The organism is Nocardia canadensis, assembly GCF_032656385.1.
Taxonomy (GTDB): domain Bacteria; phylum Actinomycetota; class Actinomycetes; order Mycobacteriales; family Mycobacteriaceae; genus Nocardia; species Nocardia canadensis.
Window position 1 is genome coordinate 584,801 of record NZ_JAVCWB010000008.1, and the last position, 21,331, is coordinate 606,131.

At 69.6% G+C, this 21,331-nt stretch carries 16 protein-coding genes; 8 read left to right on the plus strand and 8 right to left on the minus strand.

Translation table 11 applies throughout. The features are described 5' to 3' along the window. Positions 1-97: 97 nt before the first annotated feature. From Q7X29_RS16445 to Q7X29_RS16455, 3 genes are all read left to right on the plus strand, one after another. Positions 98-922, plus strand: coding sequence for an N-acetylmuramoyl-L-alanine amidase (locus Q7X29_RS16445; RefSeq protein WP_316574615.1), 825 nt, complete (start codon positions 98-100; stop codon positions 920-922). A gap of 421 nt (positions 923-1,343) precedes the next feature. Then, on the plus strand, positions 1,344-2,144 hold the full coding sequence (locus tag Q7X29_RS16450; RefSeq protein WP_316574616.1) for a carbohydrate-binding protein: 801 nt from the start codon (positions 1,344-1,346) through the stop codon (positions 2,142-2,144). Positions 2,145-2,264: 120 nt separating this feature from the next. Further along, positions 2,265-2,657 (plus strand): hypothetical protein, encoded by a 393-nt coding sequence (locus Q7X29_RS16455; RefSeq protein ID WP_218717412.1) that lies wholly within the window; start codon positions 2,265-2,267, stop codon positions 2,655-2,657. A gap of 56 nt (positions 2,658-2,713) precedes the next feature. Here Q7X29_RS16455 and Q7X29_RS16460 read toward each other — a convergent pair whose 3' ends face one another. Then, positions 2,714-5,293: an ATP-dependent Clp protease ATP-binding subunit gene (locus tag Q7X29_RS16460; RefSeq protein ID WP_255587414.1), complete on the minus strand. Its 2,580-nt coding sequence runs from the start codon at positions 5,291-5,293 to the stop codon at positions 2,714-2,716. Positions 5,294-5,606: 313 nt separating this feature from the next. On the opposite strand from Q7X29_RS16460, the gene Q7X29_RS16465 reads away from it, so the two are divergent. Beyond that, the gene (locus Q7X29_RS16465; RefSeq protein ID WP_316574617.1) at positions 5,607-7,673 is read left to right on the plus strand and encodes an AMP-binding protein; all 2,067 of its coding nucleotides are present in this window, start codon (positions 5,607-5,609) and stop codon (positions 7,671-7,673) included. Here the strand turns inward: Q7X29_RS16465 and Q7X29_RS16470 are convergent. The 4 genes from Q7X29_RS16470 to pruA form a co-directional block, all read right to left on the minus strand. Beyond that, positions 7,656-8,264 (minus strand): TetR/AcrR family transcriptional regulator, encoded by a 609-nt coding sequence (locus tag Q7X29_RS16470; protein WP_218717414.1) that lies wholly within the window; start codon positions 8,262-8,264, stop codon positions 7,656-7,658. The two genes, Q7X29_RS16465 and Q7X29_RS16470, sit on opposite strands and share 18 nt — an antisense overlap. A 34-nt stretch (positions 8,265-8,298) precedes the next feature. Beyond that, positions 8,299-9,726, minus strand: coding sequence for an amino acid permease (locus Q7X29_RS16475; protein ID WP_218717415.1), 1,428 nt, complete (start codon positions 9,724-9,726; stop codon positions 8,299-8,301). 151 nt (positions 9,727-9,877) lie between these two features. Further along, the gene (locus Q7X29_RS16480) at positions 9,878-10,840 is read right to left on the minus strand and encodes a proline dehydrogenase family protein (RefSeq protein ID WP_316574618.1); all 963 of its coding nucleotides are present in this window, start codon (positions 10,838-10,840) and stop codon (positions 9,878-9,880) included. Next, positions 10,840-12,492, minus strand: coding sequence for an L-glutamate gamma-semialdehyde dehydrogenase (gene pruA, locus Q7X29_RS16485; protein WP_316574620.1), 1,653 nt, complete (start codon positions 12,490-12,492; stop codon positions 10,840-10,842). Before pruA ends, Q7X29_RS16480 begins: the two co-directional genes overlap by 1 nt. A gap of 134 nt (positions 12,493-12,626) precedes the next feature. Here pruA and Q7X29_RS16490 point away from each other — a divergent pair, with 134 nt between their 5' ends. After that, positions 12,627-14,249, plus strand: coding sequence for a PucR family transcriptional regulator (locus Q7X29_RS16490; protein WP_316574621.1), 1,623 nt, complete (start codon positions 12,627-12,629; stop codon positions 14,247-14,249). A gap of 81 nt (positions 14,250-14,330) precedes the next feature. Beyond that, positions 14,331-16,373, plus strand: a complete 2,043-nt coding sequence (locus Q7X29_RS16495; RefSeq protein ID WP_316574622.1) for an alkyl/aryl-sulfatase — start codon at positions 14,331-14,333, stop codon at positions 16,371-16,373. A gap of 3 nt (positions 16,374-16,376) precedes the next feature. Here Q7X29_RS16495 and Q7X29_RS16500 read toward each other — a convergent pair whose 3' ends face one another. Then, on the minus strand, positions 16,377-16,739 hold the full coding sequence (locus tag Q7X29_RS16500) for a cupin domain-containing protein (RefSeq protein ID WP_218717443.1): 363 nt from the start codon (positions 16,737-16,739) through the stop codon (positions 16,377-16,379). A 147-nt stretch (positions 16,740-16,886) separates the two neighbouring features. Next, positions 16,887-17,687 carry a VOC family protein gene (locus Q7X29_RS16505; protein WP_316574623.1) on the minus strand — a complete coding sequence of 267 codons (801 nt, stop codon included), beginning with the start codon at positions 17,685-17,687 and terminating at the stop codon, positions 16,887-16,889. A gap of 254 nt (positions 17,688-17,941) precedes the next feature. On the opposite strand from Q7X29_RS16505, the gene Q7X29_RS16510 reads away from it, so the two are divergent. Continuing rightward, positions 17,942-19,981 (plus strand): CocE/NonD family hydrolase, encoded by a 2,040-nt coding sequence (locus tag Q7X29_RS16510; protein WP_316574624.1) that lies wholly within the window; start codon positions 17,942-17,944, stop codon positions 19,979-19,981. Between the two features lie 122 nt (positions 19,982-20,103). Further along, on the plus strand, positions 20,104-20,586 hold the full coding sequence (locus Q7X29_RS16515) for a gluconokinase (protein ID WP_218717445.1): 483 nt from the start codon (positions 20,104-20,106) through the stop codon (positions 20,584-20,586). On the opposite strand, the gene Q7X29_RS16520 is transcribed toward Q7X29_RS16515, so the two are convergent. Next, positions 20,577-21,323, minus strand: a complete 747-nt coding sequence (locus tag Q7X29_RS16520; protein ID WP_218717420.1) for a M50 family metallopeptidase — start codon at positions 21,321-21,323, stop codon at positions 20,577-20,579. The genes Q7X29_RS16515 and Q7X29_RS16520 overlap by 10 nt on opposite strands. Between the last annotated feature and the right edge of the window lie 8 nt (positions 21,324-21,331).

Sequence of the window (21,331 nt, forward strand, 5' to 3'; positions counted from 1 at the left end):
GGTGCCCCGTGCCGGCGGCGGGGTGCCCTGCGGCGCAGAGCGGACGCTCTGACGGGTGTCCGGCGACCCGCGATGCCGCGTGTGGCACCGTGGCGGGGTGCGCACCACGCTGTTCCTGCCCGTCTGCCTGCTTCCGGCTACCGTGCTGTTCGCCGGATGTGCCACCACCCCGGCGTCTGCGCCCGCTCCCGTGGCGGTCGAATCCTTGACGAAAACCGGCCCCGCCCAGGCGGTCCCGTCCGCGTCACCGGTGTCGTCGGTGGCGCCGCCGGTGGCGGGCCGCACCGTCGTCCTCGATCCCGGACACAACGGCGGCAATGCCGCGCACCTCGAACAGATCACCGCGCAGGTGCCCGACGGCCGCGGCGGCGCCAAGGCCTGCAACACGACCGGCACCGCCGCGGCGAGCGGATACACCGAGCACGAGTTCACCTGGGACGTCACCCAGCGGGTGCGCGAGGCCCTGAGCGCGCGCGGCGTGCGGGTGATCCTGACCCGCGACGACGACACCGGCGTCGGCCCGTGCGTCGACCGGCGCGCGGCGATCGGCAACGACGCGATGGCCGACGCGGTGGTCTCCATCCACGCCGACGGCAATACCGGCGCGGACGCGCACGGCTTCCACATCGCCTATGCCGACCCGCCGCTGAATCCGGTCCAGGCCGAGGCGGGCGTGCGGCTGGCGACGGCCCTGCGAGACGCGATGGTGGACGGCGGCGCGGTGCCCGCCACCTATGTCGGCTCCGCCGGACTCGACCCGCGCGCCGACCTGGCCGGTCTCAACCTCGCGCAACGCCCGTCCGCCCTGGTCGAATGCGGCAACATGCGCTCCGGCATCGACGCCGAACTGATCGAGACGCCGGCGGGCCGGGCCCGCTACGCCGAGCTCATCGCCGCCGGGATCGTGGCCTTCCTCGGCTGAGCGACACAGCCCGCCGGACGAATTTCGAGGAGTCGCGCAACGTTCGCCGGGCTCGCCGCCCAGCGGTGCCGCCGACTCCCGGTAAGCATCCTTGTTGCCAACTCGATGGCATTTCGGCAACTTCCGGCAAACTTGCCGGAAGTCCAGAGCTGGGCTGATAACCGGATGATTGCCAGATGTGCGAACCGGTCGGTCCTGATCGGTGATTATTCGCTGTCTTCGCATCGAGTGTGTCGCGGAGTCGAATACCCGTGAGTAGTCGCATTTTTCGCTATTGGCGATGGTTGACGAGTGATCTTCCTCGCCCTACTGTCCCTGTCACGGTTCGATATCGAAGTGTTCGTGACATCGCTCGAATGGTTTCCCGGACGGCACGCCGGCCCCTGCCGTCCTCCGTGTGCGTTTCCTAGGAGTATTGACAGTGCGAAGCCGAATTCTGTCCATCGCCGGAGCCATTGTCCTGGCACCCCTCACCACCCTGCTGGTTCCCACCGCGAATGCGAATGCCCACGGTTGGGTCACCGGCCCGGCCAGTAGGCAGGAACAATGTGCCCGCGGATCGGTGTCCTGCGGTGCGGTGAAATACGAACCGCAGAGTGTCGAGGGTCCGAAAGGGCTGAACAATTGCAGTGCGAACAAATATCCCGAACTCGACGACGACAGTCTCGGCTGGGTTCCGCAGAAGGTCTCCGGACGCGCCACCTTCACCTGGAAGAACACCGCCAACCATCGCACCCTGAATTGGGAGTACTTCATCGGAACTACCCGCATCGCGGTGATCGACGGGCGCAACGAGCAGCCGCCGATGGAGGTCAGTCACACCATCGACCTGTCGAACTATTCCGGCCGCCAGAAATTGCGCGCGGTCTGGAATATCGGTGATACCGCGGCCGCCTTCTACAGCTGCGTCGACCTCGAAATCGGCGGCGGCGGAACACCGACGACCGCACCGAAACCGACCACCACCACGACACCGTCCACGACGACATCGCCGACCAGCACGACCAAGCCGTCGGCCACCACGACACCGCCCGCCACCACCACCCACCAGCACCCGACCACCACGGCCCCGGCCGTGTCCGGGTGGCGCCAGGGCGCCACCTACGCGATCGGCGACAAAGTCACCTACCAGGGCGTCACCTACAGCTGCCGACAGGCCCATACCGTGCACGACCCGAATTGGACGCCGCCGAACACTCCCGCCCTCTGGTCGCGCGTGTAGTGGACCGGGCCGGGAAACGTTTCGTGTGTTCTCCCACCATCGGTCGCGCGATGGGGTGAGGATTGACCTCGACTCGCCGGCCTCGCGTTCGGCCGGCCCCGCAGCACAAGGACGTGAGATATGAGTGACAGGAAATTCGCCTTCGCCATCGCGGCCACCGGGACGGCGTTGCTGGCCATGACGGCCGGCTCCCCGTCCGCCTCCGCGGCGGTCTCGCAATTGACGGTCGACCCCGGACTCAGCGTCGGGATGGCAACCAACTACGGCACCGGGTGCACCCATCACCTGGTCGCCCGGCTCAGCGTCGACCTCGAACCTGTCTCCTTCTACGACAACGGCACTCTGCTGGCCGTGGTCGTCCCGCTCGACGGCACCGCCAGCATCGACTGGATCCCGTCCAGCAGCGGTCCACACAGTCTGGCGGCGTTGCAGGGCGGGATCGGCCGCGGCGCCGACGTCCGCGTCGGCAAGGGCTACCGCTTCGGTGAATCCTGCGTGGTCACCGGCGGCTGACCCGCGGCGAACGACGATGGCCCGGTCCGCGCGGACCGGGCCATCGTCGTTCGCCGCTACTTCTTCGAGGAGGCGAGCTTCTTGTCCTCGCCCTTCTTCGCCGACTTCTTGGCGGGCTTCTTCGCCTGCGACTTCGGCGCGGACCCGTTGGTGGCGGCGGTGTTCGCCGCCGCCTGGGCGGTGACGACCAGGTCGTCGTCGGCGGTGTCGACCTGCACGGTGGCGCCCGGGTCGAGGCCGCCGTCGAGCAGCAGCCGCGAGATCCGGTTGTCGAGTTCCTTCTGCACCGTGCGGCGCAACGGCCGGGCACCGAACTCGGGCTGGAATCCGCGTTCGCCGAGCCAGTCCACCGCCGAGTCGCTGATCTCGAGCCCGATGTCCTGCGCCGCCAGCATGCGCCGGGTCTTGTCCAGGATCAGGTTCACGATCCGTTCCAGCTGCGTCTTGTCGAGGCGATGGAACACGATCTGCTCGTCGATGCGGTTGAGGAACTCGGGCCGGAAGTGCTGGCGCAGGCGCTCTTCCAGCTCGGGCACGATCGAGTCCAGATCGCCCTCGGGTGCCTTCAGGATCAGATCGGAGCCGATGTTGGAGGTCATGATCACGATGGTGTTCTTGAAATCGACGGTGCGGCCCTTGGAATCGGTGACCCGGCCGTCGTCGAGCAGCTGCAACAGCACATTGAACACATCGGGGTGCGCCTTCTCGACCTCGTCGAACAGGATCACCGAGTACGGCTGCCTGCGCACCTTGTCGGTGAGCTGGGCAGCGTCGTCGTAGCCGACGTATCCGGGTGGGGCGCCGACGAGCCGGGAGACGGTGTGCTTCTCCTGGAACTCGCTCATGTCGAAGCGGATCAGCCGGTCCTCGTCACCGAAGACGGCCTCCGCCAACGCTTTCGCCAGTTCGGTCTTGCCGACACCGGTCGGGCCGAGGAACAGGAACGAGCCGATCGGGCGGTTCGGATCCTTGAGCCCGGCCCTGGCCCGGCGCACCGCCTCGGCCACCGCGACGATCGCCTCGTCCTGCCCGATGACTCGCTTGTGCAGCACGTCCTCGAGCTGGAGAAGGCGCTGCTTCTCCTCGGCGGTCAGGTCGGCGACCGGGATGCCGGTCTGCCGCGAGATCACCTCGGCGATGTCGACGACCTGGACCTCGGGCTCGCCGGATCGCACGCCGGACTCCTCGAGTTCCTCTTCCTTGGCCGCGATATCGGCCTTGATGGCGTTGGCCTTCTCGTAGTCCTCGTTGTCGACGGCGGCGTCCTTCTCCCGGTACAGCCGCGCGATCTCCTCGTCTCTGGCCTTCGCCTCCGGATCGGGGGTGCCCGAGCGCAACCGGACCCGCGCGCCTGCCTGATCGATCAGGTCGATCGCCTTGTCGGGCATGAACCGATCGGTGATGTAGCGATCCGAGAGCTGGGCCGCCGCGATGAGCGAGTCGTCGGAGTAGCGCACCTGGTGGTGCTCCTCGTAGACGTCGGCCAGGCCGCGCAGGATCTCGATGGTGTCCTCGACCGAGGGCTCCGAGACCATCACGGGCTGGAACCGCCGTTCGAGTGCGGCGTCCTTCTCGATGTACTTGCGGTACTCGTCGATCGTGGTCGCGCCGACGACGTGCAGTTCCCCGCGGGCGAGCGCGGGCTTGAGCAGATTGCCCGCGTCCATCGAGCCCTCCCCGCCGCCACCGGCGCCGACGATGGTGTGCAGTTCGTCGATGAAGACGATCAGTTCGTCCTTGTGCGCGCGGACCTCGTCGAGGATCTTGGTCAGCCGCTCCTCGAACTCGCCGCGATACTTGCTGCCCGCCACCAGCGTGCCGACGTCGAGCGCGATGACGCGGCGGTCGGTGAGGGTCGATGGCACGTCGTTGTTGACGATCCGCTGCGCCAGACCCTCCACGATGGCGGTCTTGCCGACACCGGGATCACCGATCAGCACCGGGTTGTTCTTGCGCCGCCGCGACAGGATCTCGATGGTCTGCTCGATCTCCTCGGCCCGCCCGACCACCGGGTCGACCAAACCCTCGCGGGCCTCCGCGGTCAGATCACGGCCGTACTCGTCCAGGGTCGGCGTGTCGGTCTTCTGCTGCCGCTTGGCCGGTGCGCCCGTGGTGGCCGGACCCGAGGAAGTGCCGCTCTGGGTGGCGGCGATGCCCGCCATCAGCGACTGGGCGGCGACGGAGTCGGGCAGCGAGGCGATGCCGAGCAGGATGTGCTCGGGCCCGATGTAGCTGCTGCCGGACTGGGCGGCCTGGCGTTGAGCGGCGCGCAGCGCCATCTTCGTGCCGGGACTGAGGGTGATGTCGGAGAGGTCGTTTTCGCTGGGCGAGCCGGTGTCGAGGAAGTCCTGCATCTGCTCGGCAACCTGGTCGGGGTCGAGGCTGAGCTCGGCGACGATGCTGCGGCCCGGCTCGGCCTCGGTGGCGGCGTAGAGCAGATGCTCCGGGGTGATCTCGGTATTGCCCCACTCCTGGGCGGCCTCGCGCGCCGATCCGATGAGCAACTTGGCGTTGTCGGTCATCAGTCTGCCCAGGTCGATGCGCTGCACGGGGGGTTTGGCCGACATCCCGGGGCCGAAGAATCGCTGGAAGATGTCGTCGAAGGAGTTCATCGAACCTGGCCAGCTCGCTGTCATATCCACACCTCTTCGCTCGTCGTGCCGCGCGGGGCGGCGACTTCTGCAGATCGGGTCGGTACTGCTAGCAATACTTCGGCATCCCCGGGTGGGGTGCAAGCGATTGGACAGTTTCACATCTACAACGTCGTGAGGTGTGGCGCGCAAACCAAAGTCCGGCGGAAGCGGTCCGAAACCACCGGTTTTGTCTGATTCTGGATCGAGGAGCGGCACGGACGGGTAGCGTGACGACCCGCGCCGCGGTATCGACCGCGGCGCCCAGATTTGCCCGCCGACCGACTGGTCGAACAGGCCGACGGGAAGAGCACGGAGTTTGGTCACCGACGTCATCGATGTCTCCGCGGATTTCACGATCGCGCGTCAATCACTGTGGGACGTACTGCTGGACCCACAGAGCTACCCACGAATGTTCACCGGCATCGGCAGTTGCGAACGGGTCGAGCGACCCGACGGCTCGCTGGTCTGGCAGGTCCGGGTCGGCTCGGCCGCCGCGGGCATCCAGACCCACGAGTTCGTGCTCGAGATCGGACGCTGGTACGAGAGTTTCGAACTGCGCAGCTCCGCGCTGGGCAGCTTCGCCGCGATCCGCCTGCGCGGAGACGAGCAGCGCACCCGCCTCGACATCACCCTGTTCGCCGCGGCCAGGGTGCACCCGATGCTGGACGCGCGCAGCAATTCCGTGGTCACCGACTGGGTGAAGGCGGGTCTGCGCCGGACCGCCGACATCATCGCGGGCACCAGATCCTCGATCGTGATCAACGCCGAGCGCTCGGTGCTGCGCCGCAATACCGGAGTGGTCCGCAGCATCGCGGCCACCGGCCTGATGCGTCCTGAGCCCGTCTCGATCGTGAAACAGCTTCGCTCCCTGGCGAAGTGGGGCTTCAACCTGGCCGGTGGCTACGCCGCGGGCGCGGCGCACACCCCGACGCGGCTCGCGTTGATCGACCCGCACGGCACCCGCACCTTCGCCGAGGTCGACGCGCGCTCCACCGCGCTGGCCGGGGCGATGTACTCCCTGGGCCTGCGGGCCGGCGACGCCATCGGCCTGCTGTCGCGCAATCACGCGGGCATGGTCGAAACCATGGTCGCGGCGGGCAAACTCGGCGTCGACGTGGCGCTGCTCAACGCCGGGCTGTCGGGCCGGCGGATCGAGGAGATCGTGCAGCGGCACCGGCTCAGCGCGGTCTACGTCGACGGGCCGCTGGAGACCCTGATCCGCTACCTGCACAGCGACGTACCCCGGTTCACCACCGACGACCAGCCGCCGGACCCGGAACGCACGACCATCGACGGTCTGATTGCGTTGGCGCAGAACGACTTTCCGGTACCGGCCCACCCCGGACGGCTGATCGTGCTCACCTCGGGCACCAGCGGCTCGCCCAAGGGCGCGCGCCGTCCGCATCCCAAGGGCTTCGGCACCATCGCGGCGCTGCTGTCGCGGATTCCGATGCGGGTCGAGGAGGTCGTCCTCATCCCGGCGCCGCTGTTCCACACCTGGGGGCTGGCCGGATTGCAGCTCAGCACGGCGCTGCGCGCGACCGTGGTGCTCACCGACGGGTTCGACGCGCTCGCCTGCCTGCGCGCGATCGTCGCGCACCGGATCACCACGCTGATCGTCGTCCCGACCATGGTCGAGCGGCTGCTCGACGTGCCCGACGAGGTCCGCGCGAGCTTCGACCTGTCGAGCCTGCGCCACGTCGTCAGTTGCGGCGCGCCCCTGGCCGGGGCCACCGTGCTGCGCTTCCTGGACACCTTCGGTGACGTGCTCTACAACGTGTACGGCTCGACGGAGGTGTCCTGGGCCAGCGTCGCCACCCCCGCCGACCTGCGGGTCTCGCCGACCACCGCCGGTCGCCCGCCGCTGGGCACCCGGGTGGCGGTGCTCGGTCCCGACCTGCGACCGGTGCCGGTCGGGGCAACCGGGCACATCTTCGTCGCCAACCACATGCTCTTCGACGGCTATGTCAACGCCGCGCCGCCGGAGGAAGCCGATGGGATGCTCGACACCGGCGACCTCGGCTACCTCGACGCGGCGGGCCGGTTGTTCGTCGCGGGCCGCGACGACGAGATGATCATCTCCGGCGGCGAGAACGTCTTCCCCCGCCCGGTGGAGGAGGCGCTGGCCCATCTGCCGCAGATCACCGAGGTGGCCGTAGTCGGCGTGCCGGATCGGGAGTTCGGGCAACGGCTGGCCGCGTTCGTGGTGAAACGCGAAGGGGCGGGTCTGGATTCGGACATGGTGCGGACCTACATCCGCAACCGGCTCAGCCGCTTCTCGGTCCCGCGCGATGTCACCTTCCTGTCCGCGCTGCCGCGCGGGGAGACCGGCAAGATCCTCAAACGGGTGCTGGTGCGCCCGGAGTCAGCCCTGAGCGAGTAGCCGCCGCACCGCCCGCTCGATCGCGGCCGCGGTCTGCTCGCGAGACAGGCCGCGCCGATCGCGCAGATGGTGGTGGGCGGGCCAGGCCAGCGCGCCGTCGACCAGGTCGAGCAGCTGATCGTCACCGGCCAGCTCGGGGGCGAACAGCGCCGCCAGGGTGTCGCGGATGCGCTCGTCGGTGCGGCGCATCCGCGCGTCGATCGCGGGCACCGAGCGGGACTCCTGCAGGCCGGGCAGCCGCGGCGAGCGCTGCAGCTCGAAGATCGCCGCGCTCTGCCGGACCGCCAGCGTGATCCGATCATCCAGCGGCAGTGTGGGATCGGGGGTGATCAGGCACGCCTCCACCGTCGCCGACTGGCGCTCTACCGCGGCGACGAGCAGGGCCTCGCGATCGGCGAAGTGCACGAAGATGCTGCGCTCGGAGGTGCCCGCCCTGGTCGCGATCGCGCGGGTGGTCGGCGCGAAATCGCCGTCGATGAGCGCGGCGAGCAGTCCGTCGATGATGGCCTCGCGGGTCTTCTCCGGATCGCGCCGCCGCGGCGGGCGCGCCGTACGCTCGCCCGCCGCCTCGACTTCGTGCCCTGAACTCATCGGCCCATCACAGCACAGACCGCCCGGACCCGGGCTATGCGCTCGGCGGGACCGCCGTCCGGTTCATCACCGAATGCGTGCGCGAGTAGCCGAAATAGACGACCAGACCCACCATCAGCCACACCAGGAACCGCACCCACGTCTCCCACGGCAGCGAGTAGATCAGGTACGCCGAGAACCCGATGCCGACCAGCGGGATCACCGGCATCAACGGCAGCCGGAACGAGCGCGGCGCGTCGGGCCTGGTGCGCCGCAACACGATCACCGCGACGCACACCACGATGAAGGCCATCAGGATGCCGATGTTGGTGAGCTCGGCGACGGTGTTGATCGGCAGCACGCCGGCCAGGATCGCCGCGCCGACACCGACGATCCAGGTGACCCTGGTCGGGACCTTGCGGGTCGGATGGGTCTTGGCGAACCACGCGGGCAGCAGGCCGTCGCGGCTCATCGCGAACCACACCCGGGTGACACCGAGCATGAACGTCAGCACCACGGTCACGATGCCCACGATCGCGCCCACCGCGATGATGTTGGCGACACCCGGCATCCCGACCGACTCGAACGCGGTGGAGAAGCCGCTGGTCGGGCTGATCTCGGTGTACTTCTGCATACCGGTGAGCACCAGCGTGGCCAGCACGTAGAGCACCATGGCGATGGCGAGGGAGTAGATGATCGCCTTGGGCAGGTGTTTGCGTCCGTCCACCGATTCCTCGGCGGCGGTACTCATCGCGTCGTAGCCGAACACCGCGAAGAACACCGTCGCCGCGCCCGTCCACACCGCGCCGGTCCCGAACGGGAAGTACGGGTCGTAGTTGGCGCTGTCGATGTGGAACACGCCCAGCGCCACGATTAGCACGACCAGCGCGACCTTGATGCCGACCGCGATCGTCTCGAACCGGCCGACGCTGCCGATCCCGCGCGAGAGCACCCACGCGGTGCCCAGGCAGAACAGCACGGCGAACAGGTCGACGACCCGTCCCTCGCCGGTATCGGGCGCGCCGAGCATCCATTCGGGCAGGGTCAGGCCGACCTGGTCGAGCAGGAACCCGAAGTAGCCGGACACGCCGATCGCGACCACCGCCGCCACGGCGATGTACTCGAGCAGCAGATCCCAGCCGATGAACCAGCCCGCCAGCTCACCGAGCGAGACGTAGCCGTAGGTATAGGCCGACCCCGCCTTGGGCACCATGCCCGCGAACTCGGCGTAGCACAGCGCCGCCGCCGCGCTGGCCACACCGGCGATCAAGAACGAGATCAGCACCGCCGGACCGGTGACCGAGTGGGCGACCGAACCGGCCAGGGTGAAGATGCCCGCGCCGATGATGCCGCCGACGCCGATCGCCGTCAGCTGCCACAGGCCGAGCGATTTGGCGAGCCGTTCGTCGCTCGGGATCTCGTCCTCGACGTCGACGAGGGGTTTACGGCGCAGCATCTGGGCGCGCAACTGTGCGAAAGACATTCGCGTTCCTTCCGTCGGCGCACACCGCCGCGTCGCGATGTACGAGCCGACCTCCTGCCGGGCGGCTCAGCTGAGTACACCGCCACGTCGGGGCCGCGGGCGCCGAGAGTGAATATTGTTCAGCGGTGGTGCCCGAAGGGACAGCCGGTCGTCACCCGCGCCCACCGACCAGCGCGCGCAGGAAGAACCCCAGGTTGGCCGGCCGTTCGGCCAGCCTGCGCATGAAATATCCGTACCACTGGTCACCGTAGGGGACATAGACGCGAACGTGGTTGCCCGCGGCGGCGAGTCGCTGCTGTTCGTCGGCGCGGATGCCGAACAGCATCTGGTACTCGTACTCCTCGGTCTTGCGTTGCGCCGACTGCACCGCCACCCCGGCCGCCGCGATCACCGCCGGATCGTGCGAGGCGATCATCGGGTACCCGCCGCCCGCGGTCAGGATCGCCAGGCAGCGCAGATAGGACGCGTCGACCTCGGCGCGGTCGCGGAAGGCGACCGACTCGGGCTCGTCGTAGGCGCCCTTGCACAACCGGATGCGCGAGCCGGGACCCGCCAGCGCGCGGCAGTCGTCCTCGGTGCGGCGCAGGTAGGCCTGCAGGACGGTGCCCAGCCACGGGTAGTCGGCGCGCAGCTCGCGCACGATCTCGAGCGTCGAGTCGGTGGTGGTGTGGTCCTCGGCGTCGACGGTGACCCACAGTCCCGCGGCCTCGGCGGCCGCGCAGATCTGGCGGGCGTGGTCGCGGGCGATCGCGTGACCGTCTCGGGGGAGGGCCTGACCCAGCGCGGACAGCTTCACCGAGACCTCCAGTGGCCGAACGGCGCCCGCCGCGACCTCGGCCTGGGAAAGCCGGCCGAGCGCGGCGATGAGGGTCCGGTACTGCGCGACGGTCGATTCCGCGCTCGCCAGGTCGGTGGTGTCCTCGCCCAGATAGTCGACGCTGACGAAGCGGCCGGAGCGCAGCAGTGTTTCGGCCGCGCGCACCGCCTGGTCGGTGGTGGTGCCCGCGACGAAACGGGCGACCACGGCCCGGCTGACCGGCAGTCGGGTGACGGCGCGTTCCAGCCGGGGTGAACGGGCGGCGGCGAGCAGGGTCGAGCGCAGGAGGGCGGACATCAGCGGACCTCCGGGTCGGGTGCCTGATGGGGATAGCGGTGCTCGGTCGGCGGGGTGAAGGTCTCCTTGATGGTGCGTGCCGAGGTCCAGCGCAGCAGGTTCTGCGCCGAGCCCGCCTTGTCGTTGGTGCCCGAGGCGCGTCCGCCGCCGAAGGGCTGCTGGCCGACGACCGCGCCGGACGGTTTGTCGTTGATGTAGAAATTGCCCGCGGCGAAGGTGAGCCGCTCGGTGGCCGCGGTGATCGCGGCGCGGTCCTCGGCGATGATCGACCCGGTCAGCCCGTAGGCGCTGCCGCGATCGACGAGGTCCATGGCCGCGGCGAAACCGTCGGGGGTGCGGTCGTCGTAGACGTGCACGGCCAGGATCGGGCCGAAGTATTCGGTGTGGAAGATCTCGTCGGCGGGATCGTCGCCCACGACGACGGTCGGCTCGACGAACCAGCCGACGCTGTCGTCGCTGTGGCCACCGGCCACCACGGTCAGCCCCGGTGTCGCCTTGGCCCGCTCGAGAGCGGCGGTGTTGCGTTCGAAGGCGCGCCGGTCGATCAGCGCCCCACCGAAATTCGTGAAGTCGGTGACGTCGCCGTAGCGCAGCGCCGTCGTGCGTTCGATCAGATCCTCCGACATCGCCGCCCACACCGAGCGCGGGACGAACGCGCGCGAGGCGGCCGAGCACTTCTGGCCCTGATAGTCGAACGCGCCGCGCAGCAGCGCCGTGGTGAGCACGGCGGGGTCCGCCGAGGAATGGGCCAGCACGAAGTCCTTACCGCCGGTCTCGCCGACCAGGCGCGGGTAGCTGCGGTACCGGTCGATGCGCTGCGCCACCTCGCGCCACAGGTGCTGGAAGGTGGCTGTCGACCCGGTGAAATGCACGCCCGCCAGCCGCGGATCGGCGAGCACGACCTCGGAGATCTCCGGTCCCGCGCCGTGGACGAGGTTGATCACCCCGGCGGGCAGTCCCGCGGCCTCGAGCAGGCGCAGGGTCAGGTAGGCGGCCACAGCCTGGGAACGGGCCGGCTTCCACACCACGGTGTTGCCCATGAGCGCGGGCGCGGTCGGCAGATTGCCCGCGATGGCGGTGAAATTGAACGGCGTGACCGCGTAGACGAAACCCTCCAGCGACCGGTACTGCATCCGGTTCCACACCCCGGGCGCCGAGATCGGCTGTTCGGCCAGGATCTGGCGGGCGAAGGCGACGTTGAAGCGCCAGAAGTCGACCAGCTCGCACGGCGCGTCGATCTCGGCCTGATAGGCGGACTTGGACTGGCCGAGCATGGTCGCGGCCGAGATCCGCTCGCGCCACGGTCCGGCCAGCAGGTCCGCCGCGCGCAGGAAGATCGCGGCCCGGTCGTCGAACGACATCGCCTGCCAGGCCGGTGCCGCGGCGTCGGCCGCCTCGACCGCGGCGGCGGCCTCGGCGGCGGTCGCGTCGTGCAGGGTGCCGAGCACGGCGGTGTGCCGGTGCGGCTGGACGACCTCGAAACTCGGGCCGTCGCCGCGCAGGTGACGGCCACCGATCACGTGCTGGATCTCGGTGGGTGTCGCGGACAGGTCGGCGAGTGCGGTACGCAGCCGGGCGCGCTCCGGGGTCCCCGGGGCGAAGGTGCCGACCGGCTCGTTGACCGGCGGCGGAGTGGTCGCGATGGCGTCCATGAAGGCGGCTCCTGCGTCGAGTAGGGGCGGGATGTGACGTAGTCAACACCGATGGGGAGGCGGCATAATCAGCTGATCGGACGAAGAGCCCGACTGATATTCGTCCGATCGGACAAAGCAACGGGAGGTTCGTGATGCCGGAGGACGCCACCACCCTGGGTGAGCTGCTCGCCGCCCTCGACCACACCGTCGCCACCCTCGTCGCCGCGCCGGCGGGGGAGTCGGTCCCGCTGCGCTCGGTCGCGCTCGCCGAACCCGCCGATCTGCCCGACCAGCTCGACACCGAGGGCCCGCTGCCGGAGGTGTATCTGCTCGTGGGCGTCGACGCCGAGGCCATGGTGCGATGGCTGCGCGGCGTGGGTGCCCGCGATCCCGGCCAGCGCCCGCGCGTACTGATGACCAAGAGCGCCAACGACTCGCCCGCCGTGCGGGCCGCGGCGTCGGCGGCGGGCATCGCCCTGGTGCATGTGCACCGGCAGGCACGCTGGGACCAGGTGTTCGCGCTGGTACGCCGGATGCTGGCCCGCTCGCCCGGCCAGCGCGCCGCGGCCGACGACCACGACCTGCTCGCCCCCGACACCGACCTGTTCGGGCTCGCGCAGGTGGTCGCCAGGGAGACCGGCGGGATGGTCTCCATCGAGGACCCGCACTCACACGTGCTGGCCTACTCGGCCTCCGACGCCTCCGCCGATCAACTGCGTATCCGGTCCATCCTCGGCCGCGAAGGACCCGGCGACTACCTGCGGATCCTGCGCGAATGGGGTGTGTTCGACCGGGTGCGGCGCAGCGACGAGGTCGTCGACGTGCCCGAACATCCCGAGCTCGACATCCGGCGCAGGCTGGTGGTCGGCATCCGGCGCGGCACACCCCCGCGGATGCTCGGCACCATCTGGCTGCAACAGGGTCACCGCCCGCTGCGCCCCGATGCCGCCCAGGTGCTGCGCGGCGCGTCGGCGGTCGCGGCGCGGATCATCGCGCGCGGACTGGACGCGCCCTCGACCGAGGCCCTGCTGGTGCGCAGGCTCTTCGGCGCGCACGGTGACGGCGTGGACGTCCCGTCCGTGGCGGCCGCGCTGCACCTGCCCACCACCGGCCCCGCCGCGGTGATCGGCTTCGCGCCGGTCGGCCCGGGCGCCGACCTGGCCGCCTCCAGCGCCCTGATCCGCTTGCACGCCAGTGCTTTTCGCGACGACTCGGTGACCGAGGCGATCGATGACCGGGTGTATGTGCTGCTGCCGTCGTATCACTCCGAGCGCAGCGTCGGCTCCTGGCTGCGCAAGCTCGTCGAGCAGCTCGAACAGGCGCGCGGGCTGGTGGTGCGCGCGGCCGTCGCGGCTCCGGTGGCCGGGCTGACGGCGGTCGCGAGCGCCCGCGCCGAAGTCGATCGGGTCCTGGACAGCCCGGCCGCCGCGGCGTCGGGCAGTCGGGTCGCCACGCTGGCCGAGGCCAGGACGGCGGTGCTGCTGGCCGAGATCGTGGGGCTGGTCCGGGACCGCCCGCACCTGCACGATCCCCGGCTGAGCGCGCTCGACGCCTACGACCGCGAACACGCCGCCGAACTGCGCCGCTCGGTGCTGGCCTACCTGCGGGCACACGGCGAGGTCAGCGCCGCGGCCGCCGCGCTGCGCGTGCATCCGAACACGCTGCGGTACCGGTTGCGCCGGGCCGAGTCCGTGCTCGGCATCGACCTGGCCGATCCCGCCGACCGGTTGCTGCTCGAGATCCAGCTGGCCGCGGTGCCGATCGCCGCGCCCTAACTCGGCTATTGCAGTTATGCTGCAATAGCGACGCCTGGTCGCACCGCCGCGGCGGGACGTGAGCACCTGAGTGAGGTTGTCGTGGTGGACGGGACGAATACCCAGCGGTTCGAGGTGTCGCGCCGCGGCATGCTCGGCGTCGGAGCCGGGACGGCCGCCGCGCTGGCTGTCGGCCTGACCGTCACCGGCCGCGGCGACGACACCGGCGCGATCACACCGTCGAGGACGCAGACGGACCCGACCGAGGCCGTCGCGGACGCCAATCGCGCGCTGGCCGACAATCTGCCCTTCGGCGACACCGCCGATTTCGCCGATGCCGATCGGGGCTGGATCGCCTCCCTCGAGCCGGGCAAGATCACCGACGCCTCGGGAAAGGTGGTGTGGGACAACGACTCCTACGACTTTCTGGCCGGTGCCTGTCCGCGATCGGTGAATCCGAGCCTGTGGCGGCAATCCCAGCTCACCGTGAAACAGGGACTCTACGAGATCGCGCCCGGCTTCTATCAGATCCGCGGCTTCGACCTATCGAACATGACGCTGATCGAGGGCGACACCGGGGTCGTCGTCATCGACCCGCTCGTGTCCGCCGAAACCGCGGCCGCGGGGCTGGCGCTGTATCGCGAGCATCGGGGTGACCGGCCGGTGACCGGTCTGATCTACTCGCACTCCCATGTCGACCACTTCGGCGGCAGCTACGGGGTCCTCGCCCCGCAGGATGTCGCGGCGGGCCGCTGCCCGGTGCTCGCGCCTGTCGGCTTCCTGGAACACGCGGTCGCCGAGAACGTCTACACTGGCACCGCGATGGCCCGCCGCGCCGCCTACATGTACGGCGCCGCGCTGCCGCGCGGGCCGAAAGGTCAGGTCGGCTCGGGTCTCGGGCAGACCACTTCGACCGGCACGGTCAGCCTGATCCCGCCCACGCTCGACATCACCCGCACCGACCAGGTCGAGACGGTCGACGGCGTGCGGATGGTCTTCCAGCTCACGCCGGGCACCGAGGCGCCGGCGGAGATGAACATCTACTTCCCCGACCGTCGCATCCTGTGCATGGCCGAGAACGCCACGCACACCATGCACAACATCGTCACCCTGCGCGGCGCGCTGGTCCGCGACCCCCACGTCTGGGCGAAATACCTGACGGAGTCGATCAACCGGTACGGTCGCCGGGCCGAGCTGGTGTTCTCCTCTCATCACTGGCCGATCTGGGGCACCGACCGGATCGTCGAGTTCCTGTCGCTGCAACGCGATCTCTACGCCTACCTCAACGACCAGACGCTGCGGTTGCTGAACAAGGGCTACGTCGGCGCCGAGATCGCCGAGATGATGACGATGCCGCCCGCGCTCACCGCCACCTGGTCCACGCACGGCTACTACGGCTCGATCAGCCACAATGTCAAAGCCGTCTATCAGCGCTACATGGGCTGGTTCGACGGCAACCCCGCCCACCTCTGGGAGCATCCGCCGGTGGACAACGCCCGCCGCCACGTCGAGGCGATGGGCGGGATCGCCGCGGTGTTGCAGCAGGCGCAGCGGGCCTACGACGCCGCCGACTTCCGCTGGGCGGTGCAGTTGCTGAACTACGCGATCTTCGCCGAGCCGGGCAACGACACCGCGAAAGCGTTGCAGGCGAGTGCTTTCGAACAGCTCGCCTACGGCGCGGAGAACGCCACCTGGCGCAACTTCTACCTCAGCGGTGCCCATGAACTACGCCACGGCGCCTTCGGCACCCCGACCGCGGCGAACTCGGCGGCGCTGGCGGCGGCACTGAGCGTGGAGCAGGTGTTCGACGCGATGGCCCTGCGCATCGACGGGCCCAAGGCTTGGGACGTGAAGCTCACCAGCGACTGGCGGATCAGCGACGAGGGCAACCGGATCCACCGCGTGGAATTGCGCAACGGCGTGCTCGTGCACTACGACCGGTTCCCCGGCGACGAGCTACCCGCGCCGGAGGCCACCCTCACCCTGACTCGGCCCGTGCTGATCCGCAGCCTGGCCGGCGGCGGAGAACTGAGGAAGGAAGTGCTCAGCGGTGACATCGTCGTCGAGGGCGATGTCACCGCGCTGGCGAAGCTGCCCGGCCTGATCGACAAGCCGGACCCGAACTTCGCCATCGTGACGCCCTAGCCGCTACCGCTTGGCGTAGTCGGCGACGCCCTGCCAATCGAGCATCACGCAGGCTTCGTCGCCGACCACCCAGGCGTCGTGGCCGGGCGGCACCAGCATCAGGTCGCCCGGCCCGAACTCCTGCTGTTCGCCGTCGTCCATCACCACCACCATGCGGCCGGACAGGCAGTAGCCCATGTGCGGCGCCTGGCAACTGTCGGTCCCGGCGATCGGTTTGACGTGTAGTGACCATCGCCAGCCCGGTTCGAACACGGCGCGGCCCACCGGTCCGCTGTCGAGATTCACGAGATCGAGCCGGCCTTTGTCCTGCTCGAAGGGCCGGGTTTCCTCGGGTGCGTCGAAATTCTTGCGGGTCAGGGCGGACATCATCGGCTCCTGTGTTGTCGAAGGTGGCCGAGGAGTCGTGTCCACCAGGGCGCGTCCACGCGCTCGGCCCGCGACGGCAGCCACCGCACAGCTCATCGTTCGCCGATAGGGGACCATGCGCAAGCGAACGGCAGTGCGGATTCGCCGTCAGGCGCCGGTGGGGACCTCGCCCACGGCCTCGGCCGGATCGATGACGCCGAACACCTCGCCCTGGGGCGCCTGCAGGATGCCCATCCGCCCGAACGGGCTGTCGTCGGGGCCCATGATCACCGAGGCGCCCAGTTCGGTGGCCTTGGCCAGCGCGGCGTCGGCGCCGTCGACCTGGATCCAGGTGAGCCAGTAGGTCGGCGTGCCCAGCGCGGACGCGTCCATCATCCCGCCGATGGTGTGGGTCTGGCCGGGCAGCGCGAAGGTGGAGTAGACGAAGTTCTCGCCGTCGCCGATCTCGGTGTAGTGCCAGCCGAAGACGGCGTTGTAGAAGTCGTGGGCCCGGTCGTAGCCGCCGGTATGCAGTTCGTTCCAGCAGTAGGCGCCGTGCTGGTTGTAGACGCCGGCGCCGGTGTGCGCCTTGGCCTCCCAGACGCCGAACACCCCGCCGGTCGGATCGGCGCCGATGAACATGCGGCCCACGTCGAGCACGTCGAACGGGGGCATGAACACCTGGCCGCCCGCCTTGCTCACCTTCTCGGCGATCTCGTCGACGCGCTCGGCCGCGAAGTAGGTGGTCCAGGCCGAGGGCATCGGCATGCCGTCGGGCTTCGGGCCGATGCCGGCGGCGGGCCTGCCGTCCAGTGTCGCCATCAGGTAACCGCCCGCATCGGCGGGCCCGTCCTGGATGTCCCAGCCGAACAGGGCACTGTAGAAGTCACGGGCGGCGGTGGTGTCGTCGACCTGACAGTCGATCCAGCAGGGCGTGCCCTGCGGCCAAGCTTCGTCACGTGTCGGCATTGTCGAACGTCCTTCCTCGGTGATGGATGGAAGCCGGCCGGAACCACGCCGGCGGGTGCCAGTCAACCATCAGCCTCCGACAGTCGTGCGACCCGCACAGCGCGCTGAACTGGAACAACGGGTATTCACTGCGACAGTCCGAGCGGGCCGACGCTCGGCTCGCCAGGTCGTTACCCCTGTTACAGTTTCCGCGCTCGATCGTGTGGTGGCTAGGTCAACAGTGGAGACGAACGAACCGGTCGGGGAGCGACGCAATGGCAGTGAGAGGTTCCGAACGTGGGTTCGTCCGGATGCTCGTGACGATCCTCGCGGTGATGCTCGTGCTCGGATGCGGCGGCGGACCGGCGGCGGGTGACCCGGCCGAACCGCCCGCGGCCCGGTGGACGGCCCTGCACGACGGGCCGGGCGCCTATCCCGAGGTGCGAGTGGAGCGCGGCGTGCGGATCACCATGAGCGACGGCGTCGTGCTCAAGGCCGACGTCTACCGGCCGGCGAACGCCGCGGGTGAGATCGAGCAGCAGCCGCTGCCGACGATCGTCAGCCTCACGCCCTACTCGAAACTGATGACCGGCCTGATCGAATCCGCCGCCGCCATCCCGGGCCTGCAGGCCACGGCGGTCGACATCGTGCGCAGGCTGAACCTGTCGGCCACGCCGATCAGCGGGTTCGGCGACCTGATGCAGGCACTCGACGGCGGCATGATCCAGACCATGCTCGGCGTCGACCGCAAGCTCATCGGCAGCGGGTACACCGTCGTCGTCGCCGACGTGCGCGGAACCGGCCTGTCGCAAGGCAAATGGGACACCCTCGGCGCCCGCGAACAGCTCGACACCCGCGAGGTGATCGACTGGGCGGCCCGCCAGCCGTGGTCGAACGGGCGGATCGGGATGAGCGGCGGCTCCTATTCCGGCATCAATCAGCTGCGCGCGGCCGAGAACGCCCCCGCCGCGCTGCAGGCGATCTTCCCCGTGGAACCGGGCAGCGACCTGATGCGCGACGTGGTCGCCCCCGGCGGCGGCGTCGGCACCACCTTCCTGCCGCTGTGGCTGAACTCGGTCAACCAGCTCAAACTCGTACCCGATGTCGCCTCGATGGCCGACGGCACCTTCGACTGGACCTGGTTCCACGATCGCCTCGCCGACCCGACCACCAATTTCGACCTGCTCGCCCAGTCCCTGCTCACCCCCTCGCTGTCGAATATGCCGCCCGCGCTCGACGGCGCCCTCGACGACACCTCCGCGTTCCGCGAGGCGATCATGGGGCATCCCGAGCAGGTCACCGTGCCGACCTTCGTCTACGGCGGCTGGCACGACATCTTCGCCAACAGCGCGACCAAACTCTACGAGCAGATCCCGCTGCCCGCCGGGCGCAAACAGCTCGTCGTCGGCGACACCTATCACGCCAATCCCGGTGCGGGGACCGGTGTTCCGGGCGCACCGCCGCGTCTGGACGTCTTGCAGCGGGCCTGGTTCGACAAGTGGCTCAAGGACATCGACAGCGGCGTGGACACCTTCGGGCCGGTCACGGTCAAGCAGCAGGGCGGTAGCTGGATCACGCTGCCGGAGTTCCCGATGCCCGGTGTCACCCATCGTCGCGTCTATCTCTCGGCCGCGCCCAGCGGCAGTACCGAGGACAGCCTCCACGACGGATCGTTGAGTGCCACCGGGCCGACGACGACCGAAAACCTCACCGTCGCACCCGGTCTGAGCACGATCTGCTCGCGCGACGCGGCGCAGGGCTCGGCCGGGATGGCCGCCGCGCTGGACACCTGCGCGAAGGACTCCCGGATCGCCGAACGCAACGGGCTCACCTTCACCAGCGCCCCGCTCACCGAGCAGACGGTGATCTCCGGTCCGATCAATGTGCGGCTCAACACCGTGCACGACACGACCGACGGCTTCTGGAATGTCACCGTCAACGACGTATCGCCCGACGGCACCTCGACGGTGCTGACCACCGGTCAGCTCACCACATCGATGCGCGCGATCGACGAACGGCGCAGTGCCCGCTCGGTCAACGGCGACCTCACCGCGCCGTTCAATCCGCTCACCGTCGACGATCTGCTGCCCGTGGTGCCCGGCGCGCCCACCGACCTCGACGTCGCCGTCATCCCGACGCAGGCGGTCCTGGCGCCGGGGCATCGGCTGCGCATCGATGTCTACGCGGGCAACGCGCCCAAAGCACTGCCGTTCCGGCCGATGCTGAACGCGAGCGGCATGGAACCCCAGCACCTGCGTCTGGATCCGGCCGCGCCGAGCTTCGTCAACCTGCCCACCGACCGCCCGATTCCCTGAAACGGCGCACGGATCGACCGCCGGTCCGGCGTTTCCCGAACCCGGTCGCGGCGTGGTGTGTGAGCCTGTAGGGCAGTGGCTCGGACGAGGAGGTCGGTGTGGTGCAACCCGTCATCGTGGTGATGGGCGTGTCCGGATGCGGGAAGACGACCGTCGGCGCGCTCGCCGCCGAACGGCTCGGGGTGCCCTACGCCGAGGGCGACGACTTCCATCCCATCGAGAACATCGAGAAGATGGCGGCGGGGATCCCGCTGACCGACGAGGACCGCGCGCCCTGGCTCGACATCGTCGCGGGCTGGCTCGGTGAGCATCAGGAATCCGGCGGTGTCGCCGCGTGCTCGGCTCTGCGGCGCACCTACCGTGATCGACTCCGCCGCGGCGCCCCGAACACCTACTTCGTGCACTTGGCCGCGGGCCGCGAGGAACTGCTGCGCCGGATGACCGGCAGGCTCGGCCATTTCATGCCGACGGCGCTGCTCGATTCCCAGCTGGCCACGCTGGAACCACTACAGCCCGACGAAGCGGGGATCACCCTCAACGCGCTCGAGCCGCCGACCGTCCTCGTCACCGAGGCCGTCGAGGCCTGGCGCGCCGCTCACCGCTGAAGCAGCGGGTGCAGCTGCTGGACCGGCGCCAGCAGCAGTGCACCGCCGACCACCAGCGCGGCCAGGCACAGCACCGCGAAGATCCCCACCCACAGCAGCGCGGGCAGATGGGTGAGCCGGGCCAGCTGGTCGGCGTCGGAGGCGGTGTGACCGGGCTGCCTGCGGCGGCTGCGCTGCAGTTCGATCACCGGGCGGACCGCGGCGGCCAGCAGGAACCAGGCGGCGAGATAGGCGAACGCGGCCTGCATCTGGTCGGTACCGAACCAGGACACCCCGAACACCAGCGCGCCGAGCACGGCCACGGTCAGCAGCCCATAGATGTTGCGGACCTTGATCAGCACGGCGGCCAGCATCAGCAGCGTCGCCCACAGCATCAGCGTCACCCGGCCCGACCCGAGTAGCGCCGCGTACCCCAGCCCGAGCAGCGCGGGCGCCGGATAGCCCGCGGCGGCGGTGAGGATCATGCCGGGACCGGTCGGCTTGCCGCTGGACACGGTCAGGCCCGAGGTGTCGGTGTGCAGGGTGATCGCGTGCAGCCTGCGCCCGGTGAGCAGGGCGACCAGCGCGTGTCCGCCCTCGTGCGCCACGGTGACCGCGGCCCTGGTGAGCCGCCACAGCGGCCGGTAACCGACCAGGAAGAGCGCGACGGCGGCGGTGGCGAGCACCAGCCACCAGGCGGGCGCGGGTTGGGTGGCGAGGAGACGATCGAGCAGCGAGCTGGCGGATCCGGTGTTCACCGCCGCAC

What these genes read in the sequence shown, in the direction of transcription:
- pruA (WP_316574620.1), bottom strand. Translation starts at nt 12,492, where the DNA reads ATGGACGCCATCGCGACCACTCCGCCGCCGGTCAACGAGCCGGTCGGC.
- Q7X29_RS16470 (WP_218717414.1), bottom strand. Translation starts at nt 8,264, where the DNA reads ATGAGTTCAGGGCACGAAGTCGAGGCGGCGGGCGAGCGTACGGCGCGC.
- Q7X29_RS16515 (WP_218717445.1), top strand. Translation starts at nt 20,104, where the DNA reads ATGGGCGTGTCCGGATGCGGGAAGACGACCGTCGGCGCGCTCGCCGCC.
- Q7X29_RS16480 (WP_316574618.1), bottom strand. Translation starts at nt 10,840, where the DNA reads ATGTCCGCCCTCCTGCGCTCGACCCTGCTCGCCGCCGCCCGTTCACCC.
- Q7X29_RS16455 (WP_218717412.1), top strand. Translation starts at nt 2,265, where the DNA reads ATGAGTGACAGGAAATTCGCCTTCGCCATCGCGGCCACCGGGACGGCG.
- Q7X29_RS16490 (WP_316574621.1), top strand. Translation starts at nt 12,627, where the DNA reads ATGCCGGAGGACGCCACCACCCTGGGTGAGCTGCTCGCCGCCCTCGAC.
- Q7X29_RS16505 (WP_316574623.1), bottom strand. Translation starts at nt 17,687, where the DNA reads ATGCCGACACGTGACGAAGCTTGGCCGCAGGGCACGCCCTGCTGGATC.
- Q7X29_RS16500 (WP_218717443.1), bottom strand. Translation starts at nt 16,739, where the DNA reads ATGTCCGCCCTGACCCGCAAGAATTTCGACGCACCCGAGGAAACCCGG.
- Q7X29_RS16460 (WP_255587414.1), bottom strand. Translation starts at nt 5,293, where the DNA reads ATGACAGCGAGCTGGCCAGGTTCGATGAACTCCTTCGACGACATCTTC.
- Q7X29_RS16510 (WP_316574624.1), top strand. Translation starts at nt 17,942, where the DNA reads ATGGCAGTGAGAGGTTCCGAACGTGGGTTCGTCCGGATGCTCGTGACG.
- Q7X29_RS16475 (WP_218717415.1), bottom strand. Translation starts at nt 9,726, where the DNA reads ATGTCTTTCGCACAGTTGCGCGCCCAGATGCTGCGCCGTAAACCCCTC.